Origin of the sequence: Pararhodobacter sp. (assembly GCF_036802785.1) — a bacterium.
Lineage (GTDB): Bacteria > Pseudomonadota > Alphaproteobacteria > Rhodobacterales > Rhodobacteraceae > Pararhodobacter.
Map to the genome: position 1 here is coordinate 1 of NZ_DAIRVN010000067.1, position 26,780 is coordinate 26,780.

Below are 26,780 nucleotides of genomic sequence, written 5' to 3' on the forward strand. Positions count from 1 at the left end.
GCCCTCCTGCTGCCCGGCGTGACCTTTGCCCCCCAGCGCGCGGCTGTCGTCATTCCCGGTGCCTTGCCCGCCCCGGTGCCCCAGGCTGCAGAACCTGCCACTGCCCCCGCCCCTCTGCCACCCACCACTCAACCGCGAGCGGTCAGCACCATCCCCTACGAGAAGGACAGCCACACGCGCTTCGTCACCGTCGATACGGTCGCCGCCATCCGGGCTGAGGGGCATTATACCGTGCTCTATGTCGGCGCGCAGAAGCTCTTCTGCCCCTGGTCGATCACCGAGGCCGAGGCGCGCGTGCCGCAAGCCGATTTTGTGCGCACCCATCGCAGCTATCTGGTCAACCGCAACCACGTCAGCGGCTTTGAACGCAAGAAAGACACCGGGGTCTGCTTTTTCGACTCAGTTCCCGCACTCGGCAAGGTTCCCGTCAGCCGCGCCCGCCTTCCTGAGGTGCGCGCCGTTCTGGGCCTGTGAACCCGCCTGATATCCACGACCCCGGTTGACTGCACAGCGCGTCGCTGCCGCAAGTCAACAGGAGGGGCTTTGTCCCCTGCTTCTCGGTGCTGCGGCTGCATACGCCGTTCGTGCAGCCATTTCGCCGCTCGTGCAAAAGCCCGCGAAGTTGATGTCCTGCCGTTCGGCGCGCCTTCCATGCCCGTTCTACCCCTTGTCGCAGAGAGGCCCGGCAACCGGGTGAGGGAGGATATCATGATACCAGCCGCTTTCGCGTATCATCGCCCCGCGGACATCGCATCCGCCGTGGGTTTGTTGCGGCGCCTTGGCGACGAGGCGCGGGTTCTGGCCGGGGGGCACAGCCTGATCCCGATGATGAAGCTGCGCATGGCCGCCATTGAGCATCTGGTCGATCTGCAGGACATCGCGGCGCTCAGGGACATTCACATTGAGGGCGGCGCCGTCACCATCGGTGCGATGGTCACGCAGGCCGAGCTGATCGCGCACGAAGGGCTCGCCCGTGCAGCCCCGATCCTGCGCGAAGCCGCGCTGCAGATCGCCGATCCGCAGGTTCGTTACATGGGCACGCTGGGCGGCAATGTCGCCAATGGCGATCCCGGCAATGACATGCCGGGCCTGATGCAGGCATTGGGCGCGGATTTTCTGCTGACCGGCCCTGACGGTCAGCGCGAGGTTGCTGCGCGCGATTTCTATGAGGCCGCCTATATGACTGCCCGCGAGGACGACGAAATCCTGACCGCGGTGCGCTTTACTGCGCTGCCCGGCGGCTATGCCTATGAAAAGCAGAAGCGCAAGATCGGCGATTATGCCACCGCCGCCGCTGCGGTTCTGATCGGCAAGGAGGGCGGGCGCGTCTCCCATGCCTCGGTCGCGATGACCAATCTGAGCGACACGCCCGTCTGGTCTGAGGCCGCCGCCGCAGCGCTGAGCGGCACCGATTGTAACGCCGGGGCCATCAGGGCCGCCACCGACGCCGCGCTGGCCGATATCGACCCGACCGAGGACAACCGCGGCCCCGTCGAATTCAAACGCCATGTGGCCGGTATCATCATCACCCGGGCGATCCAGCGCGCCTGGTCGCGCGCCTGAGGGGGGCATCATGACCAAAATGCACATCAAGCTGACCGTGAACGGCAAGGCCGAAGAACTGCTGGCCGAGCCGCGTGAACTGCTGATCCATGTCCTGCGCGAGCGGCTCAACCTGACCGGCGCGCATATCGGCTGCGAGACCAGCCATTGCGGCGCCTGCACCGTCGAGATGAACGGCAAGTCGGTGAAATCCTGCACTGTTTTTGCCGCGCAGGCGAATGGCGCCGAGATCACCACCATCGAGGGGCTGGGCTCACCCGATGCGCTGCATGTCCTGCAACGCAGTTTCCGCGAGCATCACGGGCTGCAATGCGGCTTCTGCACGCCGGGGATGATCACCCGCGCGCACCGCCTCTTGCAGGAAAACCCCGCACCCACCGAGGCGGAGGTGCGCTTCGGCATGGCGGGAAATCTGTGCCGCTGCACCGGCTATCAGAACATCGTCAAATCGATCCTCGCCGCCGCCAGCGAGATCAACGCCGCGCAGGAGGCCGCCGAATGAACGATCTTTCGCCAAGCCGTGAAGAACGCATTGCCAATCTCAAGGGTCTGGGCTGCTCGCGCAAGCGGGTCGAGGATGTCCGGTTCACGCAAGGAAAGGGCAATTACGTCGATGACATCAAGTTGCCCGGCATGTTGCAGGGTGACTTCGTGCGCTCGCCCTATGCCCATGCGCGTATCCGCTCGGTCAACAAGGAAGCCGCGCTGGCCCTGCCCGGCGTCATCGCCGTTCTGACCGCCGAAGACCTCGCGCCCCTGAATCTGCACTGGATGCCCACGCTGGCCGGTGACAAGCAGATGGTGCTGGCCGATGGCAAGGTGCTGTTTCAGGGGCAGGAGGTTGCGTTTGTCGTCGCCGAGGACCGCTATATCGCCGCCGACGCCGTTGAGCTGGTCGAGGTGGATTATGAGGAACTGCCGGTTCTGACCGATCCTTTCAAGGCACTGCAAAGCGATGTCGTGCTGCGCGAGGATCTGGCGGGCCAGAGCGCCGGTGCCCACGGCCCGCGCCGCCATCACAACCACATCTTCCTGTGGGAGGAGGGCGACAAGGCCGCGACCGAGCAGGTGCTGGACAGCGCCGATGTCGTGGCCGAAGAGATGATCTATTACCACCGCACCCACCCCTGCCCGCTGGAAACCTGCGGCGCGGTGGCGAGCATGGACAAGGTCAACGGCAAGCTGACGCTTTGGGGCACCTTCCAGGCCCCGCATGTGGTGCGTACGGTAGCGAGCCTGCTTTCGGGTATCGAAGAGCACAATATCCGCGTGGTCTCGCCCGATATCGGCGGGGGTTTCGGCAACAAGGTCGGTGTTTACCCCGGCTATGTCTGCTCCATCGTCGCCTCCATCGTCACCGGCCGCCCGGTGAAATGGGTTGAGGACCGGATGGAAAACCTGATGGCCACGGCCTTTGCGCGTGACTACTGGATGCAGGGCAAGATCGCCGCCACCAAAGAGGGCAAGATCACCGGCCTCTGGTGCCATGTCACCGCCGATCATGGTGCGTTCGATGCCTGCGCCGACCCCACCAAATTCCCCGCCGGATTTTTCCACATCTGCACCGGCAGCTATGACATCCCGGTGGCCTATGTCGGTGTCGATGGCGTCTATACCAACAAGGCGCCGGGCGGCGTGGCCTATCGCTGCTCGTTCCGGGTGACGGAGGCGGCCTATTTCATCGAGCGGATGATCGAGGTTCTGGCGATCGAGCTGGGGATGGATGCCGCTGAGCTGCGGCGCATCAATTTCATCCGCGCCGACCAGTTCCCCTATCACTCGGCGCTGGGGTGGGAATATGACTCGGGCGATTACCACACCGCCTGGGACAAGGCGCTTGCCGCCGTCGATTATGCCGGGCTGCGGCGTGAACAGGCGGAAAGGGTGGAAGCCTTCAAGCGCGGTGAAACCCGCAAGCTTCTGGGCATCGGCCTGACCCATTTCACCGAGATCGTGGGTGCGGGGCCGGTCAAGAACTGCGACATTCTGGGCATGGGGATGTTCGACAGCTGCGAAATCCGCATCCATCCCACCGGCAGCGCCATTGCCCGCCTTGGCACGATCAGTCAGGGCCAAGGCCATGCGACGACCTTCGCGCAGATCCTTGCGTCAGAGATCGGCCTGCCCGCCGACAGCATCACTATCGAGGAGGGCGACACCGACACCGCGCCCTATGGTCTGGGCACCTATGGTTCGCGCTCGACCCCGGTCGCGGGGGCGGCGACGGCCATGGCGGGGCGCAAGATCAGGGCCAAGGCGCAGATGATCGCGGCATGGCTGCTGGAGGTGCATGAGGGCGATCTGGAATGGGATGTGGACCGCTTTGTGGTCAAGGGCGCGCCCGAGCGGTTCAAGACCATGAAAGACATCGCCTATGCCGCCTATAACCAGGCCATTCCGGGGTTGGAGCCGGGGCTGGAGGCTGTCAGCTACTATGATCCGCCGAACATGACCTATCCGTTCGGGGCCTATATCTGCGTGATGGAGATTGACGTGGATACCGGGGAGCACGAGATCCGCCAGTTCTATGCGCTGGATGACTGCGGCACGCGGATCAATCCGATGGTGATCGAGGGGCAGGTGCATGGCGGGCTGACCGAGGCGCTGGCCATCGCCATGGGGCAGGAGATTGCCTATGACGAGATCGGCAATTGCAAGACCGCCACGCTGATGGATTTCTTCATTCCCACCGCGTGGGAGACACCGCATTACACCACCGATTTCACGGAAACCCCCAGCCCGCACCACCCCATCGGGGCCAAGGGCGTGGGGGAAAGCCCGAATGTGGGCGGGGTGCCTGCGTTCTCGAATGCGGTGCATGACGCCTTCCGCGCCTTTGGTCTGCGCCATGCCCATATGCCGCATGACCATTGGCGCATCTGGAAGATCGCCAACCAGCTTGGTCTTCATGGATAAGCCGGGCAGGGACAAGGAGGGCGGGGCGCTTGCGGGCGCCCCGCGTCAGCCGATGGAAAACTGGCAGAACCTGCAGGAAAGGCTGGCCGCGCAAGGCTACGTCGCCGCCCCCGATCTGGCGATGGCGCTGCATCTGGCGATGGCTCTGGGCCGCCCGCTGCTGCTGGAAGGCGCCGCCGGGGTGGGCAAGACTGACGTGGCACGGGCGCTGTCAGCCATGCTGGGGGCCGAGCTGATCCGCCTGCAATGCTATGAGGGGCTGGACGCCGCGCAGGCGATCTATGAATGGAATTACCAGCGCCAGTTGCTGGCGATCCGCGCCGCGGCCGAGGACGGGGAAAGCGCGCGGGAGGCCGAGAAGCGGCTCTTCTCCGAGGAATTTCTGCTGGAGCGCCCGCTTCTGGCCGCGATCCGCCGCACTGATCCGCCGGTGCTGCTGATCGACGAGATCGACCGCGCAGATGAGGAATTCGAGGCTTATCTGCTGGAGGTGCTGTCAGATTTCCAGATCACTGTCCCCGAACTGGGCACCATCCGCGCCACCTCGCGCCCCTATGTCATCCTGACGGCGAACGGCACGCGCGATCTGTCCGATGCCCTGCGCAGGCGGTGCCTGTATTCCTACGTCGAATACCCTGACCGCGAGACCGAACTGGCGATCCTGCGCGCGCGCTGCCCGCAGGTGGAGGACGCGCTGGGGCGGCAGATCGTGGGTTTCGTTCAGGCACTGCGCGCCGAGGATCTGGAAAAGAAGCCCGGCGTGGCCGAGATGCTGGATTTCGCCGCCGCGCTGGCCGGGCTGGGGGTGAATGACCTGACGGCTGACCCCGCCGCGCTGGTGGCGGCGCTGGCGACACTGCTGAAAACGCAGGCCGACCGCGCGGCGATCCCGCTGGAAGTGGCCGCACGGCTGGCGGGGAAGGCGGCATGAGCCGCGATCTGGTCCTTGCGCGCCCGTCCCGCGACCTTTCGCTCGCGCGCCCGTCCCGGGCGACACGCTTCGCCGCGCGCGACCCCGGCCCGGCGGCGCGCCTGTCGGGCTTCATGGCGCATCTGCGCGACAACGGCTTCCGGCTGGGCGTGGCCGAGACCGAGACCGCGCTGTCGGGCCTGACCCATCTGGATGACCTTTCGCCTGATACCGTCCGGCTGGCGCTGAAAAGCCTCTGCGCGGGGTCAGCCGATGAGGCGAAGCGCTTTGGTGATCTGTTCGATGCCTTCTGGCTGAACGCAGGCCAGGTGCGCCCGATGGTGACCGCCAGCCCGCGCAGCCACGGCCAGAACAGCCGCTCTGCCCGCGACGGGGAAAGCGCGGGCACCAGCACGGCAGACCAGCCGGATGATGGCAAGGGACAGGGCGAAACCCATTCGGAGGGCACCGGCAAGCTGATCGCTACCGAAGTGGCAAATCTGATGCGTCAGGACCTGCGCAAACTTGTCTCGCCCGAAGACATCCGCGCGGCCGAAGTCATCGCCGCGCGGCTGGGCCGGGCGATCCGTGATCGCCGCTCGCGCCGCCGCCGTGCCGCGCGCAAGGGCAGGGCGATCGACCTGCGCCGCACCATCCGCGCCTCGCTCGCTACCGGGGGTGAACCGCTGAAACTGGCCCGGCGGCAGCGGCCGGACAGGCCGGTGCGGATTGTCACGCTGTGTGATGTTTCCGGCTCGATGACAGGTTATGCGCGGCCCTATCTGGCCTTTGTGGCCGGGCTGATGCGCGCTGACCCGGATACCGATGCCTACCTGTTCCACACAAGGCTGGTGCGGATATCTGACGCGCTGCGCGACGATGACCCGCTGCGCATGCTCAACCGGCTGACGCTGCTGGCAGAAGGGTTTGGCGGCGGCTCAAAAATCGGTGCGACGCTGGATCAGTTCGCCCGCACCTATGCCCGGCGCTTCGTGAACGGGCGCACCGTGGTGATGATCCTGTCCGATGGCTATGACACCGGCGCGCCCGAGGTCCTGCAATCGGCAATGGCCCGGCTGCGTAAACGCGGCTGCCGGATTATCTGGCTGAACCCGCTCAAGGGCTGGCAGGGATATGCGCCCGTGGCGCAGGGGATGGCCGCCGCCCTGCCCCATGTGGACCTCTTCGCCCCCGCCGCCACGCTGGCCGATTTCGCAGCCCTCGAACCGGAGCTTGCCCGCCTATGACGCTTTCCGCCAGAAGCCAGACCCGTCTGAACGAAGAGATCGAGCGCCTGCGCCTTGAAGGGCAGGTCTTTGCCGTGGCGACCGTGGTGCGCACCGTCGATGCCACCTCGGCCAAGCCCGGGGCCAAGGCGCTGGTGCTGGCCGATGGCACACTGGCGCAGGGCTGGGTGGGCGGCAGTTGCGCGCGCGCCGCTGTCGCCAAGGCCGCATTGGAGGCAATGCGGGCGGGCGCGCCGCAGTTTGTATCATTGCGGCCAGAAGAATTGCTGGACGCCGAAGGGGTGCATCCTGGCGAAGAACGCGCAGGCGTGCGCTTCGCGCGCAATGGCTGCCCCTCCAAAGGGTCGATGGATATCTTCGTCGAACCCGTGCTGCCCCTGCCCCGGCTGGTGATCTGCGGCGACGGGCCGGTGGCGCTGGCGCTGGCGGATCTGGCCGGGCGGTTTGATTTCTTCCGCATGCTCTGCGCACCCGGCCAGATGGCCGCCCCCCTGCCCGAGGTGGAGGCGCTGCGCGACAGTTTTGCCTTTGATACCGCGCCAGGGGTGCAGCGCTTCGTCGTGGTGGCGACGCAGGGCAAGGGCGACGCCGCAGCACTGCGCGCCGCCATCGCCAGCGGGGCGGAGTACATCGCCTTTGTCGGCAGCCGCCGCAAATTCGCAGCGCTGGCCGAAAAGCTGCGCGCTGACGGTGTGGAGGCCGAAGCGCTGGCGCGGGTTCAGGCCCCCGCCGGGCTGCATATCCACGCCATCACCCCGGACGAAATCGCGCTGTCGATCCTTGCCCAGATCGTGGCGGCGCGGCGCACGGGCAAGCGCGCATGAGCAGGCTGGCCCGCTTTTTCACCCGGTTCTGGCCCCGCATGACGCCTGAACAGGCCGAACTGGTGGCCCGGATCAAGTTTCCCTGTTGCTGAAAGGAACCCTATGGAACTGCAAGACGAAATCCTGATCAAGGCCCCCCGCGACGTGGTCTATGCCGCGCTAAATGACCCCGAGGTGCTGCAGGCCTGCATCCCCGGCTGTGAGGAACTCATCAAGCATTCCGACACCGACCTTGAGGCGAAGGTGGTGCTGAAGATCGGCCCGGTGAAGGCGCGCTTCGGTGGCAAGGTGACGCTGAACCCGGAAAACCCGCCTGAGCGTTTCACGCTGACCGGCGAGGGGTCGGGTGGGGCGGCTGGTTTTGCACGGGGTGGTGCCTCGGTCGATCTGGTGGCGCAGGGCGACGAGACCTTGCTGCGCTACGAGGCCCGCGCCGAGATCGGCGGCAAACTGGCGCAACTGGGCAGCCGACTGATCCAGAGCACCGCGAAGAAACTGGCGGCCAGCTTCTTTACCGCATTCGCCGCGAAGGTCGGCGCACCCGAAGACGCCTGAAAGACGCCTGAACACCCGCAGACAGACGGAAAACGCCGCCGTAGGGAAAACCCGCGGCGGCGTTCTTTTTGTTGCCCTCGTGGCGGGGCTTTACGGCCCCATGAACCGGCGGATGATGATATTCGTGCCATCCCCCGGCGCAGTGCCCGAAGCCGTCCAGACCACGAAGAAGTTCCGCGTCGTGCCGACCCGCGCCACCGCAGGCTCAAACTGGTTGCCAGCGATGGTGCTGTTCACCCGTTCAGGCGCACCGATCGGCAGGCCGTCGCGGCCAACGGTCTGCACCCAGACCCCGTTCAGCCCGCCATCCGGCGCGCGCCATGCCGTGGCCAGCCCCATGCGCCGCAACCCTGAAATCGCCGGGGTGCGCTGGTCGCCGTCGATGATGCGCTGCATCGCCAGTGCATCGCCCCACAGCGGCCCGCGCTGCCGCAGGCGCTGCACCATCACCCGGTAAGGGCCGGGCTGGTTCAGCCGGTCGCTGGCCTCATGGGCCACGGCGAAGTTGCCGTTATCAAGCGCGGCCACCCGCACCTGCGGCATGAGGCTGTTGCCCGCCTGCCCGACGATGCTGTCGTTGCCCAGCGGCACACCGGCCAGAGAGGCGCGGCGCACGAAGGCCCCGAAGCCCGTGGCGGTCGGCCCGGCCCAGGACACGACGATATCCCCGCCCTGCTGCACCGTCACATCCGGCCCGCGCTGATCGCCTGCCGTGGTCGAATTGACCACGACCTCGCCGGTGCGCGGCGCGCCGGAGGCCTCAAACAGCCGCATCACGATACCGTCGCCATTGCCATCGGCGCTGTCGGACTGCCAGACCACCACATAGCCGCCGTCCTCCAGCGCGGCCACGCGCGGCGCTGTCTGGTTGCCCCGGTTCGAGGCATTTACCGGCTGCGGCAAACCATCAATCGCCCGGCCATTGGCGCGGAAGCGGCGCATGAAGACATCCTGCCGCCCGCCCTGCCCCATTGCCTCCCAGACGACAACCCAGCTTCCGCCCGCCATCTGCGCGACATGCGGAAAGCTGGTGCCCTCAGCCGGGGGAGCAACCTCGATCGCATCGCCATTGGGGCTGCCCGCCCAGTTCACCCGCTGCGCGGTGATCCCGAAGGGGCCGTTCGCAACAAGCTGGTCCTCGAACACCACCACGGCGGCGCGGCCCAGTGCCGAAATCACCGGGCGTTGCTGGTTGTGCCGGGTGCGCTGGTTGACCGTGGTTTCAGTCCCCATGACAGCGCTGACCAGCACGGTTTGCGCCGCCGACTGACCCGCGTTATGCGTGCCCGTTCCCAGATAATGCGCAATTACCGAGTTGCTGCCAACCGGCAGCGTTGCGTTCAGCGTGGCCCGCCCGGCACTGAGCGTGGCATTGCCCACCGTGGTGCCATTGGCGCTGAACCGCACCGTGCCCGAGGGAGTGCCCGTCGCCGGGTTCACCGCGCGGACATCGGCCACCAGCCGCGCCGGAGCCCCAGGGCGGACAACGCCGCCGGGCACGCTCAGGCTGACCTCCACATCCGAGGAGCCGCCGCCCGCAGCCGCCACGTTGAGGACGATATTGCCGCTGTCAGTAGCAGCGTAGCCTGCCACCGCGATGGAATAGACGACACCGGCCTGCGCGTTGAACTGCACGCGTGACTGAAGGCCACCCGAATCGTCATTCGCGGCAACAGGCGTCAGCCCGTTCACTACGCTGCCGGTATAGACCGCCAGCACCGTATCGAAGTTGCTGCCAAACGTGTCGATGGTGGCCAGCCCGCTGACTGCGGTCGTGCCGCGCCACCAGACACTGTTGCGCGCACCCGGGATCCCCGCATGAAGCGGCTCACCCGGTTCGGCCGTGGCGCCCACGTTGCTGCCGGTAAATCGGCCTGTGTCGGTGAGGATGATGGCATTCGCGAAATCGTCATTCACCGGGCGTGTGCCGCCGCCCGCTGTGACCGTATGCGTCAACACCGCCGAGGTTGACGGGCCATGCGTGCCCGAGCCGCCATAGGCCGCGGTGATCTGGTTGCTGCCCGCTGGCAGTAGCGCGGTGCTGAAGCTGGCAGTCCCGCCTGACAATGCGACCGTACCCAGCGCGGAGCCGCCGTTGCGGAAGGTGACCGAGCCTGTGGGTGTGCCACCGCCTGTCGTGCTGACCGTCGCGGTGAAGGTCACCGACTGACCCGGCGTCGAGGACGCGGGGCCGGTAAGGTTGGTGTTTGTCGGGCGGGCGCCGTTCAGAACCCCCAGTGCAAGATCCACATTGATCCGGCCGCGTGTAACCCCCCCTGCGGTGATCGGTGTGCCGGTGCTTTGCAGTGCCGCTAGGATCTGGTCAACCGAAGCGCCGGGCACCGCAGAGCGCAGCGCGGCGAACGCACCTGCCACATGCGGCGTGGCCATCGAAGTGCCGTTGTAGGATTCATAAGCGTTGTTCGTGTTGACGACCGAGGAGACGATGTTTGAGCCGGGCGCGACCAGTCCGACCAGGCTGTTCCAGTTCGAGAACGAACTGCGCTGATCGGTGCTGGTGGAACTGGCGACGGCGATCGCCGACGAGATACAGGCAGGCGCGCCGATATACGAGGTGCTGCCGTCGTTTCCTGCTGCGATCAGCGTCGCGATCCCGGCGGCGCGAAGCTGGTCGATGATCGGTTTGCGGGTATCGGTATCACAGGCCGAGAAACGCTGGCCGCCGCCAAGGCTCATGTTCACGGCGGCGATGTTCATCGAATTGCGCAGGGCATAGACGCGCTCAAGGCCCCTGATCTGGTCGGTGACATAGGCCAGTGCACAACCGCCGGTAAACTGCGGGCCAAGCGAGCCGCAATTGCCACTGTCGCGGGCAAATTGCGAGAATACGTTGATCGAGATGATGCGGGCATTGCGCGCCACGCCGAAGTCAGGGTTCACGCCGTTGGGGTTCAGGTTGAACCCTGCCGCTGTTCCCGCCACGTGGGTGCCGTGCCCGCAGCCGGCAATCGTGGCCCGGCTGCAATCATCGGCGGAAGCGATGTTTGTCGATGACGACGCGCCGCCGGGGCAGATGCTGGTGGAGCCCTGGCTGGCATCCGTCGTGCTGTAGCAGGCCGCTGCCACAATCTGCCGGCTAAGGAACTCATGCGAGCGCCGCCCGCCGGTATCCAGCACCGCCACGCGCCAGTTGTTGCCGGTGGCCCCGGCGGCAAAGGCGGCGGGCATGCCGATCAGCGGCAGCGAATTGCGCATCATCGGCGCATCCAGCCCGTCAAGATGGATACCCACCACCATCGGGTCGGCCGCCAGACGCTCCAGCAGCGCGGCATCCGCCACGATGCCGAACATCGGCGAGAAATCCATCCGCTTGATGTTCAGCTCATCCGAGGAGAGCGCGGCAGAGAAAGCGCCCGCATCCGGAAGCTCCAGCACTCGGGCCAGAATTGAGCTTTGCGCGCCATGCACTGCCGCGGTCAGCGCCGCATCGGCAGCCTCTGATACTTCGACAGAGCTTCCGGCGCTTTGGACGGCCAGTGCGGGCAATTCCGGTGTGGCGAATTCGACAATCACCGGAATTCGGCCAGACGTGCTGTCTGACAGCGCGTCAACGATTGCGCGTGGTTCTGTCAGCCGCTGAAGGGTGGCACTGGAAAGGTTTTCATTCGCGAGGGCGGGGGCGGAAAAACTGGCCGCAGCGGCCAGAACAAGTGCCCCCAGTGCGCCGCGCAGGCGACTGGTACACAACATCAACATCAAATCTCTCCAGATGACAGCGATGGAACAGGGAACGCACGGTAATGCTGGCGCACGAAAACGTTAACTCCTTCCGATTCTTTTTTCAATGAAATCATCAGCGCTTGCCCCTCGCACGCTACTCAGGGTTAACGGCATGCCGAAAACTGCCCTGAAATCAAGGATCAAGAGGGGGTTTTGGGGGGAGAAGCCGGTCGCCCGGAGCGTTGTTTTAGGCTGCTGCGGAAACAACAAAGGCCCGGGCAGGGTGCACGGGCCTTTGGTGATATGGTGAGCCGGACAGGATTCGAACCTGTGACCCGCTGATTAAAAGTCAGCTGCTCTACCAACTGAGCTACCGGCCCACAATGCGAGGCTAACTAGAAAGAACTGGTGCCGGGGTCAAGGGCGAAATACGAAGAAATGCGCCCGGCTCCTGCATCGCTCAGCGCAACCCGTCATTGATTTGCGCCAGCGCCGCGCTGCCGGGGCACAGCGCATCCTCGCGCAACTGGTTCAGGGGCATGTCGGTGGTGTTCAGCCGCCCATGCAGATCCCGCCGCGCCGGGTCATAGTAAAGCAGCCCGGTGGTGACCATCCCGGCCTCTTCACGCGCCTGAATATACGACAGCGCGGCGGCCTTGTTCGAAGGGTCATAATCCTCGGCGACCTTGTGCAGCTCAAGGCGTTCGCCGTTGGGCTGCTCAATGATCACGCTGGTGCCGGGCGCATAATCGGCCGTCATCGGGTCGGTGCCCATGATCACGTCCAGCCGGTTCAGCGTCGCGTTATGCTCGCGCACATAATCATAGCTGCGGGTGGAGCCCTTGTGGTTGTTGAACGCCACGCAGGGCGAGATGACATCCAGTATCGCCGGGCCGGGATGGCTGATCGCGGCCTTGATCAGCGGCACAAGCTGCCCCTTGTCACCTGAGAACGAGCGCGCGACAAAGCTTGCGCCCATCAGGATCGCCAGCGAGGCCAGATCAATGCCGGAATCGGTGTTGACCGCGCCCTTCTTGGCCTTTGACCCCTTGTCGGCGGTGGCCGAAAACTGCCCCTTGGTCAGCCCGTAAACCCCGTTGTTCATCACCATATAGGTCATGTTCACACCGCGCCGCATGATATGCGCGAACTGCCCCAGCCCGATGGAGGCGCTGTCACCATCGCCTGACACGCCCAGATAGATCAGGTCACGGTTCGCCAGATACGCGCCCGTCAGCACCGAGGGCATGCGCCCGTGGACGGTGTTGAACCCGTGGCTGGCACCCAGGAAATAGGTCGGCGTTTTCGATGAGCAGCCGATGCCCGAAAGCTTGGCCACGCGGTGCGGCTCTATCGATAGCTCGAAACAGGCCTGCACGATGGCGGCCGAGATCGAATCATGCCCGCATCCGGCGCAGAGCGTAGAAATGGCCCCCTCATAATCGCGCCGGGTAAAGCCCACGTCGTTGCGCGGCAGCGAGGGGTGGTGCAGCTTTGGCTTGGCGATATAAGTCATGATACAGCCCTCTCAAAAGGGGCAAGCGCGCCTTGCTGGATATGGTTTCGGATGCTCTGACCGATGAAACGCGCGGTGATCGGCGTGCCGTCATAGTGCAGCACCGGCACCAGCCGCACAGGGTCGATGCCCAGCTCGTTGACGATGAGGCTGCGCATCTGCCCGTCGCGGTTCTGCTCGACCACGAACACCTGCTCATGCGCCTCGATAAATGCGCGCACGGAATCGGGGAAGGGAAAGGCGCGCAGGCGCAGCGCGTCGAGGGGCTGGCCAGCGGCGGCGAGATGGTCCAGCGCCTCGTCCATCGCAGGCGCAGTGGAGCCGAAATAGAGCGCGCCCAGTTTCGTGGGTTTGTCGGCCTGACGCAAAATCGGTTGCGGGACCAGCTTTTTCGCCGTGTCGAACTTGCGCTGAAGCCGCTCCATATTCTCGACGTAATCGGCCCCTTCCTCGGAATACTTGGCATAGGCGTTTTTCGTCGTGCCGCGCGTGAAGAATGAGCCCTTTGCGGCGTGGGTGCCGGGCAGCGTGCGCCATGGGATGCCGTCGCCATCGACATCCAGATAGCGGCCAAAGGTCTTGCCCGCTTCAAGTTCAGCCGCCGTCATCACCTTGCCCCGGTCCAGCCTGCGGCTTTCATCCCACTCGAACGGCCTGCACAGGCGGGTGTTCATGCCGATATCAAGGTCTGACATGAGAAAGACCGGGGTTTGCAGCCGGTCGGCCAGATCCAGCGCATCGGCGGCGAAATCAAAGCATTCGCGCGGGTCTTCGGGGAACAGCAGCACATGTTTCGTGTCGCCGTTCGAGGCATAGGCGCAGGAGAAAATGTCCGATTGCTGGGTGCGGGTGGGCATGCCGGTGGAGGGCCCGCCACGCTGCACATTCATGATCACGGCGGGGATTTCGGCGAAGTAGGCCAGCCCGATAAATTCGGTCATCAGGCTGACACCGGGGCCGGAGGTGGAGGTGAAGGCTCGCGCCCCGTTCCAGCCCGCGCCGATCACCATGCCGATGGAGGCCAGCTCATCCTCGGACTGGATGATCGCGTAGCGCGCCTGCCCGGTTTCAGGGTCGGTGCGCAGTTTCTTGCAGTAGCCCTCGAAGGCCTCGGCCACTGATGATGATGGAGTGATCGGATACCACGCACAGACCGTGGCACCGCCATAGACCGCGCCCAGCGCCGCCGCCGCATTCCCCTCGGCAAAGATCATGTCGCCCACGGCATCACGCCGTTCGACCTTCAGCGCGCAGATATCCGCGGGCAGGTTGTCGCGCGCCCAGTCGCGGCCCAGGTGCAGCGCCGTGCGGTTGGAGGCGATCAGCGGCTCCTTTCCCTTGAACTGCTGGGCAAACAGCGCCTCGATCACCCCGGCCTCGATCCCCAGAAGATGCGAAAGCGCCCCGACATAAATGATGTTCTTGAACAACTGGCGTTGGCGGGGGTCGGTATAGGTGGCGTTGCAGATGGCAGTCAGCGGCACGCCGATGGCGGTGATATCGTCGCGGAAGGCGCTGGCGGGCAGCGGGCGGGTGCTGTCATAGAACAGATAGCCGCCCGGCGTGATGGCGGCCAGATCCTGCTTCCATGTCTCAGGGTTCATGGCCACGGCCATATCGACCCCGCCACGCCGGCCCAGATACCCGGCCTCGGACACCCGGACCTCATACCATGTCGGCAGGCCCTGAATGTTGGAGGGGAAGATATTGCGCGGGCTGACCGGCACACCCATGCGCAGGATCGCACGCGCGAACAGCTCATTCGCACTGGCCGATCCGGAGCCGTTCACATTGGCGAACTTGACGACGAAATCGTTGATCGCGCTCAGTCTCGGTACCATGCCTTATCCCGCCTGCGCTGTTTCGATAAGATATTTCCGCATGTCCCAGGCACCCGTGGGGCAGCGTTCGGCGCAAAGCCCGCAATGCAGGCAGACATCCTCATCCTTGGCCATCACCCGCCCGGTATCGAGCCCGTCAGCAATATAGACCGGCTGATCGGGGTTCAGTGCCGGGGCTTTCAGGCGCGCCCGCAACTCGGCCTCGTCGCCGTTTTCGGTGAAGGTGATGCAGTCCATCGGGCAGATATCGACACAGGCATCGCATTCGATGCACAGCGGCGCTTCAAATACCGTCTGCACATCGCAGTTCAGGCAGCGCTGCGCCTCTTTCCAGGCCAGTTCAGGGTCAAAGCCCAGCTCTACCTCGGCATGCAGGTTGCCCAGCGCGCGGTCCTTGACCAGATGCGGCACCTTGAAACGGGCATCGAGCGCGATGTCGTTGTCATAGCTCCACTCATGAATGCCCATCTTCTGGCTGGCGATATTCACCCCCGGCGGGGGCCGCTCAGAGACGTCCTCACCCTCAAGATGCTTGTGGATGGAGATTGCGGCGGCATGGCCATGCGCCACCGCCCAGATGATGTTCTTGGGGCCAAAGGCCGCGTCACCCCCGAAAAACACATCGGGCAGCGAGCTTTGCATGGTGACGGTGTCCACCTTCGGCATGTCCCAGCGCGGGTCAAATTCCAGCCCGATATCGCGCTCCACCCAGGGAAAGGCATTTTCCTGACCCACGGCAACCAACACATCGTCACAGGGGATAAACGGGTCAGGCTCGCCGGTGGGGACCAGCTTGCGGCGGCCCTTCTCATATTCGGCACGGACAATTTCAAAGGTCATGCCCTTCAGCGTGCCATCCTCGACCACGAAAGCCTTGGGAACATGCCAGTTGAGGATCGGAATATCCTCAGCCAGCGCATCCTCTTTTTCCCATGGTGAAGCCTTCATCTCATCAAAGCCCGAGCGCACGATGACCTTGACCTCGGCACCGCCCAGACGCCGCGCGGTGCGGCAGCAATCCATCGCCGTATTGCCGCCGCCCAGCACGATCACCCGCTTGCCGATCCGGCTGACATGCCCGAATGAGACGGAGGCCAACCAGTCAATCCCCAGATGGATGTTGGCATCACCTTCAGCGCGGCCCGGCAGGTCCAGATCACGGCCCTTGGGCGCACCGGAGCCGACAAACACCGCATCCCACCCCTCAGCCCGCAGCGCGGCAAGGCTGCCGATGCGCCGGTTCTCGATGGTGATGGTGCCGATGGCGGTGATATTCGCCACCTCCTCGTCAATCACCGCCTCAGGCAGGCGGAACTTGGGGATCTGCGTGCGGATCAGCCCGCCCGCCTTGGGGTTATGGTCAAAAAGCGTGACCGCATAGCCCAGCACCGACAGATCGCGCGCCACGGTCAGCGCGGCAGGCCCCGCCCCCACACAGGCGACCCGCCGCCCGTTGGGCTCTGGCGCCTGCGGCAGACGGTCGGTGATGTCATCCTTGAAATCCGCCGCCACCCGCTTGAGGCGGCAGATCGCCACCGGCTCGGTCCGTTTGCCGGTCAGCGTTTCATCTTCCACCCGGCCACGGCGGCAGGCGGGTTCGCAGGGGCGGTCACAGGTGCGGCCCAGAATGCCCGGGAAGACATTGGACTGCCAGTTGATCATATAGGCATCACTGTAGCGACCGTGGGCGATAAGCCTGATGTATTCGGGAACCGGGGTGTGGGCCGGGCAAGCCCACTGACAATCCACGACTTTCAGGAAATAATTCGGATTGGTAATATCCGTTTTTTGCAACAGGATCTCCCTTGCCCTTTTGCCCGCCCGCAGGGGCCAGGCCACCCCTCTGAACGCGCGCTGCGCGGCACAGTACCGGCGCAGCCCCTCCTGATGGCAGGATCGGAGATCAGATCTGAAATTGCAAGGAAATGCGTGTATACCCGGGTGTACAAAGTGGTGATCGCGCTAGAACGCGATTTCCGCACTCGTGATGCGCACCGGGCCCAGATAAGGCGCGGAATGCAGCAGCACCAGCCAGATCGCCGCCGCCGCCGCTATGGTGAAAATCTTCAGCGCAGTACGCCCGGCGCGGGGCTTGTCACGGTGCACGAACGCGATCGACACCATCGACATGAGGCCCAGCATGATCACCAGCGCCCATTTCAGCGGCTGGATATCGCCCGCCCCGATGGCCAGCCGTTTGGTGCGGGCATCCTGCAATTCGTCAAAGTCCGAAATCATCTTGCCCACCAGCACCGTCGGCACATCCGTTGCCGCCGCCGCCAGCAGCGCCAGCCGGATGGATTGCAGCGCCACCTCGGCCTCGGGCGCAGGGGCGCGGTTGCCGTTTTCATTCCATTCCGAGCGGGACACCGCGATGACATACCGATGCAGCGCGCCCTCCAGATCAGGCAGATCCAGCGCAGCGGCATCGGCCATACCGGCAAGGCGGATCAGGGCTGAGCGCTCTTCCACGGCCGCAACCGCAGCGCCTGAATTGGCCGACCAGACATCGGCGGCAACAAAACCGAAGACCAGAGCCCAGATCGTGGTGATCGCCCCGAAGAAAGAATTGACCGGCACCGCCGATGTCTCGCCGTGCAGGCGGTTGTTAAACATGCGCAGCAGCAACTGGGCCGCGTAGAGCGCCACAACGCTGGCCGCCACGATCCAGCCCAACAGGATGAAGGCGCCCGGCAGGTCATTCAGATGCAGCATGCTTCGTATCCTCTTGCCCGCGCCCCACTCCCATCCGCACCCACTTTGCCGCCAAAGACGGGTTCTTCCCTGAATAGAGCGGCACCCGGCCCTGACCGCAAGCTGAAACTGACGATAAACCGCCCTGTCAGGATGCGGGGAATCGCTTGGCAAGGTCCGGCTCCTGTGGCAGGCTTTTGCCTGACGTTGCCGCAAGCACAGACCCCGCCATATGCGCAGGCACCGCATGTTCAGTAACGGGAAACGCGCCTTGCCCAGCCTGCCCTTTCGTCAACGCCCCGGCAGATGCATTCCCGGTCTTGCCACATTGATGCTGGCGGCGGCACTTGGGGGCTGTTCGGTCTCCGATACCGGGCCCATCAATACCGTCTCGCCGGTGCCCATGCGCGCATCCACGCAGTTCATCAATGATTTCGGCGATGACGGCGCGCTGGTGGTGGGGGTCTCCTTCTCGGGCGGGGGCACAAGGGCGGCGGCTTTTGCCTATGGCGTCCTGCGGGAACTGGATGCGGCGGTGATCGACGAAGACCCGCGCGAACGCTCGGTGACCGACAGCATTCACATGGTTTCGGGCACCTCGGGCGGGGCGGTGACAGCGGCCTATTTCGCGCAGCACGGGCCAGACCAGTTCCATGATTTCCGCGAGCGTTTTCTGGTGCAGGATGTCGAGGCGAGCATGCGCACCTCGGTCGCCTCGCCCGTCAACCTGTTGCGCGCATGGTCAGGCGGCGTCAACGACCGCAGCAGCCTTGCCGACTGGATGGACCGCAACCTGTTTGACGGCGCAACCTTTTCCGCCTTTGATTACCCCGATGCGCCCACCGTCTGGCTGACGGCATCGGATGTCTTCAACGGTGTGCCGTTCCTTTTCACGCATGACACCTTTGCCGCGCTGTGCAGCGATCTGAACCAGTTGCGCATCGCCGATGCGGTGGCGGCCTCGGCGGCGGTGCCGGTGGTTTTTGCCCCGCTCGACATCACCGCCGACAGCCCTGACTGCGGCTACCGCCGCCCTGCGTGGCTGGAGCGCGCGCTGGACGACCGCGAAGCGCCGGTGCGCCTGAACGCGCATGCCCGCGCGCTCGACAGCTACCGCCGCAGCGACCGGCTGACCACGGTGCGGCTGCTGGACGGCGGACTGACCGACAATCTGGGCGTGACGGGCTTTGCGCTTGAGCGCGCCTCGGCCGATACGCCCCACGGGCCGCTGACCGCCGAACAGGCGGTGCGCCTGCAGCGGCTGCTGTTCATCGTCACCGATGCCGGGCGGCAAACTCTGCCGGAATGGGGAAGCCGCGCGCAAAGGCCGCGCCTTTCCGAACTGTTGCCAGCCGTATCGCAGACCACCATCACCTCATCCGTGCGCAAGGGGTTCGATGCGCTGAGGCTGGCGGCGCAGCAATGGCAGGAAGATATCATCCGCTTCCGCTGTTCGCTGTCCGAGGCGCAGGTGATCCGCCATCGCGGCAGCCTGAACGGCTGGAACTGCCGTGACGTGCGCATCACCGTTGAGTTGCTGTCCTTCCACGACTTCGACACCGAGACACAGGAAGCGCTCAACCGTATTCCCACCCGCCTTAGCCTGCCAGAGGATCAGGTTGATCTGCTGATCGATGCCGGCCGGCGCGCGGTGCGCGAGAATGCCGAGATCCGCGAAACCGTTGCCGCCATCCGCCGCCACGCGGGCGTGCGCCGTTCACCCTGGCCGCAGCAATAGCGCGTCACGCACCGGGGGTCAGGAAACCCGCAATCGCGTCCAGCTCGGTCTGGCGCAGCTCATGCCCACCGTCATGCAGCGACAGGGTGAGCGGCGCGCCCTGCTCCCTCAGGTAGTCGGCCAGCGCCTGCGTCAGCGGTAAGGGGCAGATCGGATCGCGCTTGCCAGCGGTGAGCAGCACGCTGACCGAGGCGAGCGCCGGGTTGGGCGCAGGTTTCCACGGGATCAGCGGATGCATCAGCACCACCCGGTCGAACAGGTCAGGCGCCCCGAACAGCACCGAGGCAAGGATGTTCGCGCCATTGGAATAGCCCAGCGCATAGACCGGCACGCCGGGATTGGCCGCGCGGTGGGCGCTGATGAAGCCGGTCATTTTCGCCGTGCGGGTGGCAAGGTCGGCCATATCATAGACGCCCTCGCCGGTGCGGCGGAAATAGCGGTTGGCGCCGTGTTCCAGAACATCCCCGCGCGGCGCAACGAGCCCGGCCCCCGGCAACAACTGCGCCACCAGCCCGGTGAACTGGTGTTCGTCACCGCCGGTGCCGTGAAAGGTAAAGACCAGCGGCGCGCCGGGTTCGGACCGTCTGGCGATGTGGTGATAGGCATCAAGGGACATGGTTTCGCTCCGTTTTTCCAAGCCCGCGCAGGTCTGCTGCCTGCGCGGGAAGCCACGGGAAGTGAACAGGATCAGTCAGCGATCGGCGGCAGCATTTGCGCGATCCGGTCGCGCAGATGGGCGTGTTGCGCAGGAATGCGCAGCGCCTCGCCCAGATGCGCGGTATCCTCGTCACGGTCAAAGCCCGGCTCGTTCGTGGCAATCTCGAACAACACGCCGCCGGGGGTGCGGAAATAGATTGCCCAGAAATAGTCCCGGTCAATCACCGGGGTGACGTGATAGCCGGTGTCCATCAGGGCCTTGCGCACTTCCAGCTGTGCTGCGCGGTTCTCGACCGCAAAGGCAACGTGATGGACCGAGCCCGCGCCTTGCCGCGCTGGTGCTGTTCCCGGCAACACCTCCAGATCAACGAAATCCGCGCCGTTGCCGCCCTTGACGCCATAGCGGGTGACATTGCCGCGCCGGGCAACTTCCTCATAGTTCATGAACTTCAGCAGCTCACCCGTGGCACCGCCGTCGCGCAGCCGCATGGTCACGCCCTGAAAGCCGTGCACTCCTTCATCGGCAGGCACCGGGCCACCGCCGTAGGCTGCGCGCGGATCGCCATCGACTTCGGCAAGCACAAAGCCGTCACCATCCGGCCCCTGAAAGCGCAACCGCTTCTCGCCGAAGCCTTCATGCGCCTCCAGCCCGGAAACGCCGTGGTTGCCAAGGCGCTCCTGCCAATAGCCAAGGGTGCCTTTCGGCACTGCAAACACGGTCTCTGACACCTCGCCCGCGCCGGGGCGGCCGCGCACGATATGGGGGAAGGGGAAGTAGGTCATCACGCTGCCCGGCGTGCCGGTCTCATCGCCGTAATACAGGTGATAGACGCTGGGTTCGTCAAAATTCACCGTTTTCTTGACCCGGCGCAGGCCAAGCAGCTTGGTGAAGAAATCGTTATTCTCCTGCGCATCCGCCGCCATTGACGTGACATGGTGCAGGCCTTTGATCTGGGTAAGCATGGAAAGTCTCCGATCCTGAGGTCGATTGTATGACCCCGGATATAGGCCCGGCGATAATTTTACAGAATGGGGATAATGTTGCATTATCTATTGCGAAAAATGTAATAGTGGCGCCATGGGAGAGCTTGAAACGATACGGGTATTCCTTGCGGTCGCCGAGCAGCGCAGCTTCGCGGGGGCCGCGCGGGCGCTGGGAATGACCCCGGCCTCGGTCACACGGATGGTTGCGGCGCTGGAAGAGCGGCTGGGCGTGCAGCTTTTCAAACGGACGACGCGACAGGTCTCGCTGACCTCAGCCGGGACGATTTACAGCGCCCGCGTGGGCCAGCCGGTCATCGCCTTGGCCGAGGCCGCGGAAGCGGTGCGCGAGTCGCAGGGCCTGACATCGGGGCTGATCCGGGTTTCAGCGCCCATGTCGCTGGGGATCAGGGTGCTGCCTTCGGTGCTGTCGCAATTCGCGGCACTTCACCCGCAAACCCGCGTGGCGCTGACCCTGTCAGACAGCTTTGTCGATATCGTGGGAGAAGATTTCGATCTGGCAATCCGCATTTCTGGCCCGCCCACTGATAAATCGACCATCTGGCGCAAGATCTGCCCGGTGCCGCGGGTTCTGGTGGCCTCACCGCCCTATCTGGCGGCGCAGGGCACACCCCGCACGCCCGGTGATCTGGGTGAGTTCCGCTGCCTGAGCTATGCGAACGGGCCGAACCCCGAAGAATGGCGGCTTTCGCGCGGGTCGCGCCACCACACCCATATCGCCAGCGGCGCGTTCTGCGCCAATAATGGCGATCTGCTTGCGCAACTGGCCATCAATGGCGAGGGCATCGCGCTGCTGCCCCGGTTCATCGTGGCGCAGGCGCTGGAGGCGGGGCAGCTGGTGCAGGTTCTGCCGGACTGGAGCGTTCCGGAGATATGGCTTACGCTTTTTTATCCGCCCTATGATCGGCTGCCGCTGCGCGTATCGACATTTTCCGACTTTTTCGAGGTTCATGTCCGGGAAACCCGGCCGCTCTGAGCGCCTGGCAGCCTAGATTCCTCAGCCTGGTCGCTGGGGACTCAGCCAGCGGTTACCCGCCAACCGCATGAGAAAACAGCAAACGGCACGTCACACGCGCCCGGCGCCCCGAAGGGTTTGCCTTGAATTCAAAGGAAATCTGGCAGTCAACAACTGAAAAGCTTATCCGTGCTTTTCACTGTTTAACTTGGTGGAGCCAAGCGGGATCGAACCGCTGACCTCTTGAATGCCATTCAAAAATCGAAGCCAAACATGGCCTAACGACTCAAAACATCATGGAGACGAAAAACCCTTGTTTTGCTTGACCATGACCTCAAAGTTAGGCATTGTGACTAACAACGGGTAACGACCAAAAACAAGCCAATCTGTTACCCCTGTGTTACCCCTAAGCGATTTCTTGACGCTCAGGCACAGGGAAAATGGGCGGCGAGGGGCGCGAACCGGCAAGGCATTGGCAACCCGAACAAATGGCCGGGTAACAGCGGGGTAACACATGGCACGCGCACTCAAAGCAAAGACAGTCGAAACGGCGAAGCCTGACCCGGACAAGCGCCGCGAAATCCCGGACGGGATCGTGCCTGGGCTTTATCTGGTGGTCCAGCCGAGCGGCGCTAAGGGCTGGGCACTGCGCTATCGCTACGCGGGCAAGCCTGCCAAGCTGACCCTTGGCAAGTGGCCGATGATGACACTCGCACAGGCGCGGACAGTGGCGACAGAGGCGCTTGAACAAGTCGAGGCGGGCCAGAACCCGGCACAGGCAAAGAAGGCCACCAGAGCCGCGCAAGTCGAGGCGCAGCAAGATGACCGCGACCAATTTCAGAGCGTTGTCGAACAGTTCCTGAAACGCCATGCCAGCCGCAACCGCCGCGCGGATGACGTGGCTGCGATGTTTCGCCGCGAAGTTCTCGCCGCATGGGGCGGGCGAAAGATCCACGACATATCCAAGCGCGATGTGATCGAGGTTCTGGATGGGATCGTTGACAGGGGAAGCCCTGTCACGGCGAACCGGCTGCGCGCGCATCTGAACACGCTGTTCAACTGGGCCAAGGGCCGCGACATTGTGCAGTCCAATCCGCTGGACGGGATTAAGCCCCCTGCCCCTGAGAAGCCGCGCGACCGCGTGCTGACGGATGACGAAATCAAGTTGTTTTGGCAGGCGTGCGACAAGATGGGCCAGCCGTTCGGGCCATTGTTCCAGATTATGCTACTCACAGGCCAGAGGCGCGGCGAAGTCGCGGGGATGACCGAGCGCGAAATCAGGGGCGAAGAATGGACCATCCCGGCGGCGCGCTCGAAAAACGGCGATGAACACACCCTACCCTTGCCCGAGGCCGTGCGCGATGCGCTGGGGAACGTGGTGCAGATCAGGGGCAAGGCCGGGCTGTTCTTCACCACGACCGGCGAAAGCCCTGTTTCGGGCTTCACGCGCGCAAAGGATCGACTTGGCAAGTTGATGGGTGAGATTGCCAGCGAAGGCCAGCCGGAACCGGTCGAACTGGACGCATTCACCCTACACGATCTGCGCCGCACCGCCGCCACAGGCATGGCAGGGCTGGGCTTCCCACCGCACATTGTCGAGGCCGTGCTGAACCATCGCAGCGGCACGCGGCGGGGCGTTGCTGGGGTCTATAACCGCTTCGACTATGCAGGCGAAAAGCGGGCCGCATTGGAGGCATGGGGGCGGTATGTTCTGGCGCTGGTCGAAGGCCAACCGGGCAACGTGGTGCAGATGCAAGGGGCGCGGGGATGAGAGAACAAGAATCAATTGCGCCTACTCAGGAAAGTAAGGCCGCACGCGACTTGTTGTTGGCACACTTTCCTAAATACGAGTGGACAGAAAAAGAATTAGAATCTGAAGCCTTTTTCCTGACGAGTTCATGGCTCATCGCAGGCGATCTTGTTGAGGCTATTGACAAAAAGAACGTGCAGGAACGCCTCGATAAGATCGAACGCCTGACAAACGAACTTTGGAAAGAGTATCACGCGTTGCCGCTTAAGATCCGTAGCGATAGAATTGACCTTTGGCGACGACTGATGCGTATCAAGTATGACTTGACGGGCAAAACGCCCTTTGTTTCTTCGTCCAAACTTTTTCAGTCCCCTTATGAATTCGCCATGCCGCGCAAGAAGGGGCTTCTTTCAACGATGCGAGAACGAGTGGATGATTTTTTCTCAATGCATCAAACCCAAAGGGATGCAGAATTTTCAAATAAAGTTCGGCTGTGCGAAATCGCCGTCGAACTTTGGTTGAAATTTGAGAGAAAAAAAGCACCGCTTAAAGCTTCGCAGGGAACTAGGTATCACAATTTTATTGCCGACTTGATCGATTTTAGCGGGAAGCAATGGAGCGTCGATCGCACGATGAATGCCTACCGTGTTTTCCACAAAAATGACGATAGGGGAATGTAAGCCCAAAAATTCGAACTTACCCCACCGTGCGGGGAGGGAATTCGCCATGCAAGAACTTGTCATGTTCTAACCGAAAGGAACGTGACAATGTCCGAGAAAAGAATTCAAGCTTCAGCAGTACGCGCCCTGTGCGGTGATGTGTCTGACATGTGGGTTTGGCGCAAACTGAACGATCCGAATTCAGGGTTCCCCAAGCCCTTTTACATCGGCAACCGCCGGTTCTGGCGCGAAGCCGAGATAATCACATGGCTGGATGCCCAAGAAATGCGCGGGGCCGCGTGATGAACTGGGAACGTCAATTTACCCGCCCGGTTATGGCACGATGCGCAGGACACAGCGCCGCACTGATGCAGATACTTTGCAACAGGGCCGAAGATCACCCCGCGCTTGCCCGGCACATGCTGGCCGCGCTGGATGATCTGCGCATCGCCTGCAATCTGGACACAACCGGGACGCCAGAACCCGCAATCATTCAAAAGTAAAACCCGCCCGCATGACGCGCGGACGGGGCAGGTATTCAATTGAGGCAGGTTGAATATTAGCACGTTGCCGCGCCTTGGGCAAATATCCGAGGCAGTAAAATGCAACACAAAACCGACTTTCAAACGCCAGAGTTGCGTTTGCGCGCGGAACTGTCAGCGGCACTTTCCTATGCAATCAGTCAGTGCCATCCCGAAGATGCAGCCCAGATCATGGCGGCATCGCTGGATGATCTGGCCGCAGGCGATCCGCCGAAATCTGACCCCTTCGGAAACTTGCGTGCGGATGCCGCTTTTTGGGCAGACACCGCACACGTGGCAGAACTTGAAGTCTATTTTGCAGCGGCCCTTAAAAGCTTGGGCAAGCGCGCGCTGGGTATTCAAATGCGCAAGCGTCTGTTTGTTGCGATCTGGGCCAGCCTCACCGATGCAGACCGCAAGGCTTTTTTAAGCCGCGTTGATGCGCAAGGAAGCTTTCTTGGAAGGGGCGCACCATGAAAATTCATGACCCTTTCCATAGCATCCCGCCCATGCCGCCGATGGAAGCCTATATGGAAGAGCAGGACAGCGCGCCGCGCAGATCGTCAATGTTCTTTCCGGCTTCGGATCTTGAGGGCGAGCACATACCGCCGCGCAAATGGCTGGTGGATGGGCTGGTGCCTTCTGGAACCGTCACGCTTCTGGGCGGGGATGGTGGCACCGGAAAGAGCCTGCTGGCGTTGCAGCTTGCCGTATCAACAGCCCTTGGCCGCGCTTGGCTGGGCCAACCCGTCATGGATGGCCGCGCTACGTTTATCAGCGCCGAAGATGACCGCGACGAACTGCACCGCCGGATTGCCGACATATGCCGCGCAGAGGCCGTAACACCCGCCGACCTGCACCGCGTGACCCTTCGCAGCCTTGCGGGCGAGGATGCACTGCTAGCCGCGCAGAATGGCCGCACAGGGGCGCTGCGCCCGTCTGCCCTGTATGAAGAGCTTGATAGACGATTGCAGGAGGATGCACCTTCGCTCGTTGTTCTCGATACCCTGGCAGATCTGTTTCCCGGCAATGAAAACGACCGGGCACAGGCGCGCCAATTCATCGGCATGTTGCGCGGGCTGGCAATCCGGCACCAGTGCGCCGTTGTCGTGCTTGCGCACCCGTCCTTGTCTGGGCTGAATTCCGGCAGCGGCACCAGTGGCTCAACCGGCTGGAACAACAGCGTCCGGTCGCGCCTGTACCTCGAGCGCGTCAAAGATGAAGGGTATGAGGCAGACCCAGACGCCCGCGTACTGAAAACCATGAAGTCGAACTATGGGCCGACAGGCGGCGAAATCCCCTTGCGCTGGCAAGCTGGTGTTTTCGTCGCACACGCACAGGAAACCGGGTTGGACCGCATGGCAGGAAACGCCAAGGCCGAGCGCGTGTTTCTCAAGCTGCTGCGCCAGACAATCGAACAAGGAAGGCGCGTCAACCATGCAGGCGGGCCAACCCATGCGGGGAAGGTGTTTGCGCTGTTGCCGGATGCAGAAGGCGTCAACAAGCGCGCCTTTGGCCGGGCTATGGATTCGCTCTTGGCGGCTGGCAAAATCGTCATCGGCGAAGATGGGCCGCGCTCTAAGCGGCGGCAGTTCCTGACATTCCCCGAGACTTCCAACCCACAAGGCGAACCCGAATGACGCTTCCAACCCCCTTCCAACCCGGTTCCAAAGTACCTGCGGCGCCCCCGGGCGGGGGTGTCGCGGATAGTCATCAGTGGCTGGGGGAGGTCGTACGGGGGGGGCGCGCGG

Annotated in this window: 22 protein-coding genes and 2 tRNA genes; 15 read left to right on the forward strand and 9 right to left on the reverse strand. The window is 63.7% G+C overall.

The annotated features are described in order from the left end of the window. From V7Q53_RS18200 to V7Q53_RS18235, 8 genes are all read left to right on the forward strand, one after another. The coding region (locus tag V7Q53_RS18200; RefSeq protein WP_333830176.1) for a LytTR family DNA-binding domain-containing protein at window positions 1-474 on the forward strand (474 nt) is incomplete at its 5' end. A 234-nt stretch (window positions 475-708) separates the two neighbouring features. Beyond that, window positions 709-1,563 (forward strand): FAD binding domain-containing protein, encoded by an 855-nt coding sequence (locus tag V7Q53_RS18205; RefSeq protein WP_333830177.1) that lies wholly within the window; start codon window positions 709-711, stop codon window positions 1,561-1,563. A gap of 7 nt (window positions 1,564-1,570) precedes the next feature. Continuing rightward, on the forward strand, window positions 1,571-2,065 hold the full coding sequence (locus V7Q53_RS18210; RefSeq protein ID WP_333830196.1) for a (2Fe-2S)-binding protein: 495 nt from the start codon (window positions 1,571-1,573) through the stop codon (window positions 2,063-2,065). Beyond that, window positions 2,062-4,479: an aerobic carbon-monoxide dehydrogenase large subunit gene (locus tag V7Q53_RS18215; protein WP_333830178.1), complete on the forward strand. Its 2,418-nt coding sequence runs from the start codon at window positions 2,062-2,064 to the stop codon at window positions 4,477-4,479. Before V7Q53_RS18210 ends, V7Q53_RS18215 begins: the two co-directional genes overlap by 4 nt. Before the next feature lie 52 nt (window positions 4,480-4,531). Beyond that, window positions 4,532-5,410, forward strand: a complete 879-nt coding sequence (locus V7Q53_RS18220) for an AAA family ATPase (protein ID WP_333830197.1) — start codon at window positions 4,532-4,534, stop codon at window positions 5,408-5,410. Beyond that, entirely contained in the window at window positions 5,407-6,636 is a 1,230-nt protein-coding gene (locus V7Q53_RS18225; RefSeq protein ID WP_333830179.1) for a vWA domain-containing protein, read from the forward strand. The genes V7Q53_RS18220 and V7Q53_RS18225 overlap by 4 nt, the downstream gene beginning before the upstream one ends. Continuing rightward, window positions 6,633-7,460 carry an XdhC family protein gene (locus V7Q53_RS18230; protein ID WP_333830180.1) on the forward strand — a complete coding sequence of 276 codons (828 nt, stop codon included), beginning with the start codon at window positions 6,633-6,635 and terminating at the stop codon, window positions 7,458-7,460. The genes V7Q53_RS18225 and V7Q53_RS18230 overlap by 4 nt, the downstream gene beginning before the upstream one ends. Before the next feature lie 102 nt (window positions 7,461-7,562). Further along, window positions 7,563-8,015, forward strand: coding sequence for a CoxG family protein (locus V7Q53_RS18235; RefSeq protein ID WP_333830181.1), 453 nt, complete (start codon window positions 7,563-7,565; stop codon window positions 8,013-8,015). Window positions 8,016-8,105: 90 nt separating this feature from the next. On the opposite strand, the gene V7Q53_RS18240 is transcribed toward V7Q53_RS18235, so the two are convergent. From V7Q53_RS18240 to V7Q53_RS18265, 6 genes are all read right to left on the reverse strand, one after another. Continuing rightward, window positions 8,106-11,732: a S8 family serine peptidase gene (locus tag V7Q53_RS18240; RefSeq protein ID WP_333830182.1), complete on the reverse strand. Its 3,627-nt coding sequence runs from the start codon at window positions 11,730-11,732 to the stop codon at window positions 8,106-8,108. Window positions 11,733-12,000: 268 nt separating this feature from the next. Next, window positions 12,001-12,076: transfer RNA gene (locus tag V7Q53_RS18245), tRNA-Lys, on the reverse strand. Window positions 12,077-12,156: 80 nt separating this feature from the next. Next, complete coding sequence (locus V7Q53_RS18250; RefSeq protein ID WP_333830183.1) at window positions 12,157-13,212, reverse strand: 2-oxoacid:ferredoxin oxidoreductase subunit beta; 1,056 nt, start codon at window positions 13,210-13,212, stop codon at window positions 12,157-12,159. After that, entirely contained in the window at window positions 13,209-15,053 is a 1,845-nt protein-coding gene (locus V7Q53_RS18255) for a 2-oxoacid:acceptor oxidoreductase subunit alpha (RefSeq protein ID WP_333830184.1), read from the reverse strand. Before V7Q53_RS18255 ends, V7Q53_RS18250 begins: the two co-directional genes overlap by 4 nt. Window positions 15,054-15,056: 3 nt before the next feature. Continuing rightward, on the reverse strand, window positions 15,057-16,847 hold the full coding sequence (locus V7Q53_RS18260) for an FAD-dependent oxidoreductase (protein ID WP_333830185.1): 1,791 nt from the start codon (window positions 16,845-16,847) through the stop codon (window positions 15,057-15,059). Between the two features lie 168 nt (window positions 16,848-17,015). Further along, complete coding sequence (locus V7Q53_RS18265) at window positions 17,016-17,768, reverse strand: bestrophin-like domain (RefSeq protein WP_333830186.1); 753 nt, start codon at window positions 17,766-17,768, stop codon at window positions 17,016-17,018. Window positions 17,769-18,018: 250 nt separating this feature from the next. Between V7Q53_RS18265 and V7Q53_RS18270 the strand changes: the two genes are divergently transcribed. Next, window positions 18,019-19,485, forward strand: a complete 1,467-nt coding sequence (locus V7Q53_RS18270; RefSeq protein ID WP_333830187.1) for a patatin-like phospholipase family protein — start codon at window positions 18,019-18,021, stop codon at window positions 19,483-19,485. 4 nt (window positions 19,486-19,489) lie between these two features. On the opposite strand, the gene V7Q53_RS18275 is transcribed toward V7Q53_RS18270, so the two are convergent. Continuing rightward, a complete protein-coding gene (locus V7Q53_RS18275) occupies window positions 19,490-20,101 on the reverse strand; it encodes an alpha/beta hydrolase (RefSeq protein WP_333830188.1) in 612 nt (203 codons plus the stop codon). 71 nt (window positions 20,102-20,172) lie between these two features. Further along, entirely contained in the window at window positions 20,173-21,105 is a 933-nt protein-coding gene (locus V7Q53_RS18280; RefSeq protein WP_333830189.1) for a VOC family protein, read from the reverse strand. A 115-nt stretch (window positions 21,106-21,220) separates the two neighbouring features. Here V7Q53_RS18280 and V7Q53_RS18285 point away from each other — a divergent pair, with 115 nt between their 5' ends. Then, complete coding sequence (locus V7Q53_RS18285; protein ID WP_333830190.1) at window positions 21,221-22,120, forward strand: LysR family transcriptional regulator; 900 nt, start codon at window positions 21,221-21,223, stop codon at window positions 22,118-22,120. Between the two features lie 188 nt (window positions 22,121-22,308). Here the strand turns inward: V7Q53_RS18285 and V7Q53_RS18290 are convergent. Beyond that, a tRNA-Ala gene (locus tag V7Q53_RS18290) sits at window positions 22,309-22,435 on the reverse strand. A 178-nt stretch (window positions 22,436-22,613) separates the two neighbouring features. Here V7Q53_RS18290 and V7Q53_RS18295 point away from each other — a divergent pair. From V7Q53_RS18295 to V7Q53_RS18315, 5 genes are all read left to right on the forward strand, one after another. After that, entirely contained in the window at window positions 22,614-23,870 is a 1,257-nt protein-coding gene (locus V7Q53_RS18295; RefSeq protein ID WP_333830191.1) for a tyrosine-type recombinase/integrase, read from the forward strand. Then, on the forward strand, window positions 23,867-24,529 hold the full coding sequence (locus V7Q53_RS18300) for a hypothetical protein (RefSeq protein ID WP_333830192.1): 663 nt from the start codon (window positions 23,867-23,869) through the stop codon (window positions 24,527-24,529). The genes V7Q53_RS18295 and V7Q53_RS18300 overlap by 4 nt, the downstream gene beginning before the upstream one ends. A gap of 87 nt (window positions 24,530-24,616) precedes the next feature. Beyond that, a complete protein-coding gene (locus tag V7Q53_RS18305) occupies window positions 24,617-24,811 on the forward strand; it encodes a helix-turn-helix transcriptional regulator (protein ID WP_333830193.1) in 195 nt (64 codons plus the stop codon). A gap of 299 nt (window positions 24,812-25,110) precedes the next feature. Beyond that, window positions 25,111-25,506, forward strand: coding sequence for a hypothetical protein (locus V7Q53_RS18310; RefSeq protein WP_333830194.1), 396 nt, complete (start codon window positions 25,111-25,113; stop codon window positions 25,504-25,506). A gap of 53 nt (window positions 25,507-25,559) precedes the next feature. Beyond that, on the forward strand, window positions 25,560-26,669 hold the full coding sequence (locus V7Q53_RS18315; protein WP_333830195.1) for an AAA family ATPase: 1,110 nt from the start codon (window positions 25,560-25,562) through the stop codon (window positions 26,667-26,669). Window positions 26,670-26,780 lie beyond the last annotated feature (111 nt).

What these genes read in the sequence shown, in the direction of transcription:
- V7Q53_RS18205 (WP_333830177.1), top strand. Translation starts at nt 709, where the DNA reads ATGATACCAGCCGCTTTCGCGTATCATCGCCCCGCGGACATCGCATCC.
- V7Q53_RS18215 (WP_333830178.1), top strand. Translation starts at nt 2,062, where the DNA reads ATGAACGATCTTTCGCCAAGCCGTGAAGAACGCATTGCCAATCTCAAG.
- V7Q53_RS18220 (WP_333830197.1), top strand. Translation starts at nt 4,532, where the DNA reads ATGGAAAACTGGCAGAACCTGCAGGAAAGGCTGGCCGCGCAAGGCTAC.
- V7Q53_RS18225 (WP_333830179.1), top strand. Translation starts at nt 5,407, where the DNA reads ATGAGCCGCGATCTGGTCCTTGCGCGCCCGTCCCGCGACCTTTCGCTC.
- V7Q53_RS18230 (WP_333830180.1), top strand. Translation starts at nt 6,633, where the DNA reads ATGACGCTTTCCGCCAGAAGCCAGACCCGTCTGAACGAAGAGATCGAG.
- V7Q53_RS18235 (WP_333830181.1), top strand. Translation starts at nt 7,563, where the DNA reads ATGGAACTGCAAGACGAAATCCTGATCAAGGCCCCCCGCGACGTGGTC.
- V7Q53_RS18240 (WP_333830182.1), bottom strand. Translation starts at nt 11,732, where the DNA reads ATGTTGATGTTGTGTACCAGTCGCCTGCGCGGCGCACTGGGGGCACTT.
- V7Q53_RS18250 (WP_333830183.1), bottom strand. Translation starts at nt 13,212, where the DNA reads ATGACTTATATCGCCAAGCCAAAGCTGCACCACCCCTCGCTGCCGCGC.
- V7Q53_RS18255 (WP_333830184.1), bottom strand. Translation starts at nt 15,053, where the DNA reads ATGGTACCGAGACTGAGCGCGATCAACGATTTCGTCGTCAAGTTCGCC.
- V7Q53_RS18265 (WP_333830186.1), bottom strand. Translation starts at nt 17,768, where the DNA reads ATGCTGCATCTGAATGACCTGCCGGGCGCCTTCATCCTGTTGGGCTGG.
- V7Q53_RS18275 (WP_333830188.1), bottom strand. Translation starts at nt 20,101, where the DNA reads ATGTCCCTTGATGCCTATCACCACATCGCCAGACGGTCCGAACCCGGC.
- V7Q53_RS18280 (WP_333830189.1), bottom strand. Translation starts at nt 21,105, where the DNA reads ATGCTTACCCAGATCAAAGGCCTGCACCATGTCACGTCAATGGCGGCG.
- V7Q53_RS18285 (WP_333830190.1), top strand. Translation starts at nt 21,221, where the DNA reads ATGGGAGAGCTTGAAACGATACGGGTATTCCTTGCGGTCGCCGAGCAG.
- V7Q53_RS18295 (WP_333830191.1), top strand. Translation starts at nt 22,614, where the DNA reads ATGGCACGCGCACTCAAAGCAAAGACAGTCGAAACGGCGAAGCCTGAC.
- V7Q53_RS18300 (WP_333830192.1), top strand. Translation starts at nt 23,867, where the DNA reads ATGAGAGAACAAGAATCAATTGCGCCTACTCAGGAAAGTAAGGCCGCA.
- V7Q53_RS18305 (WP_333830193.1), top strand. Translation starts at nt 24,617, where the DNA reads ATGTCCGAGAAAAGAATTCAAGCTTCAGCAGTACGCGCCCTGTGCGGT.
- V7Q53_RS18310 (WP_333830194.1), top strand. Translation starts at nt 25,111, where the DNA reads ATGCAACACAAAACCGACTTTCAAACGCCAGAGTTGCGTTTGCGCGCG.
- V7Q53_RS18315 (WP_333830195.1), top strand. Translation starts at nt 25,560, where the DNA reads ATGGAAGAGCAGGACAGCGCGCCGCGCAGATCGTCAATGTTCTTTCCG.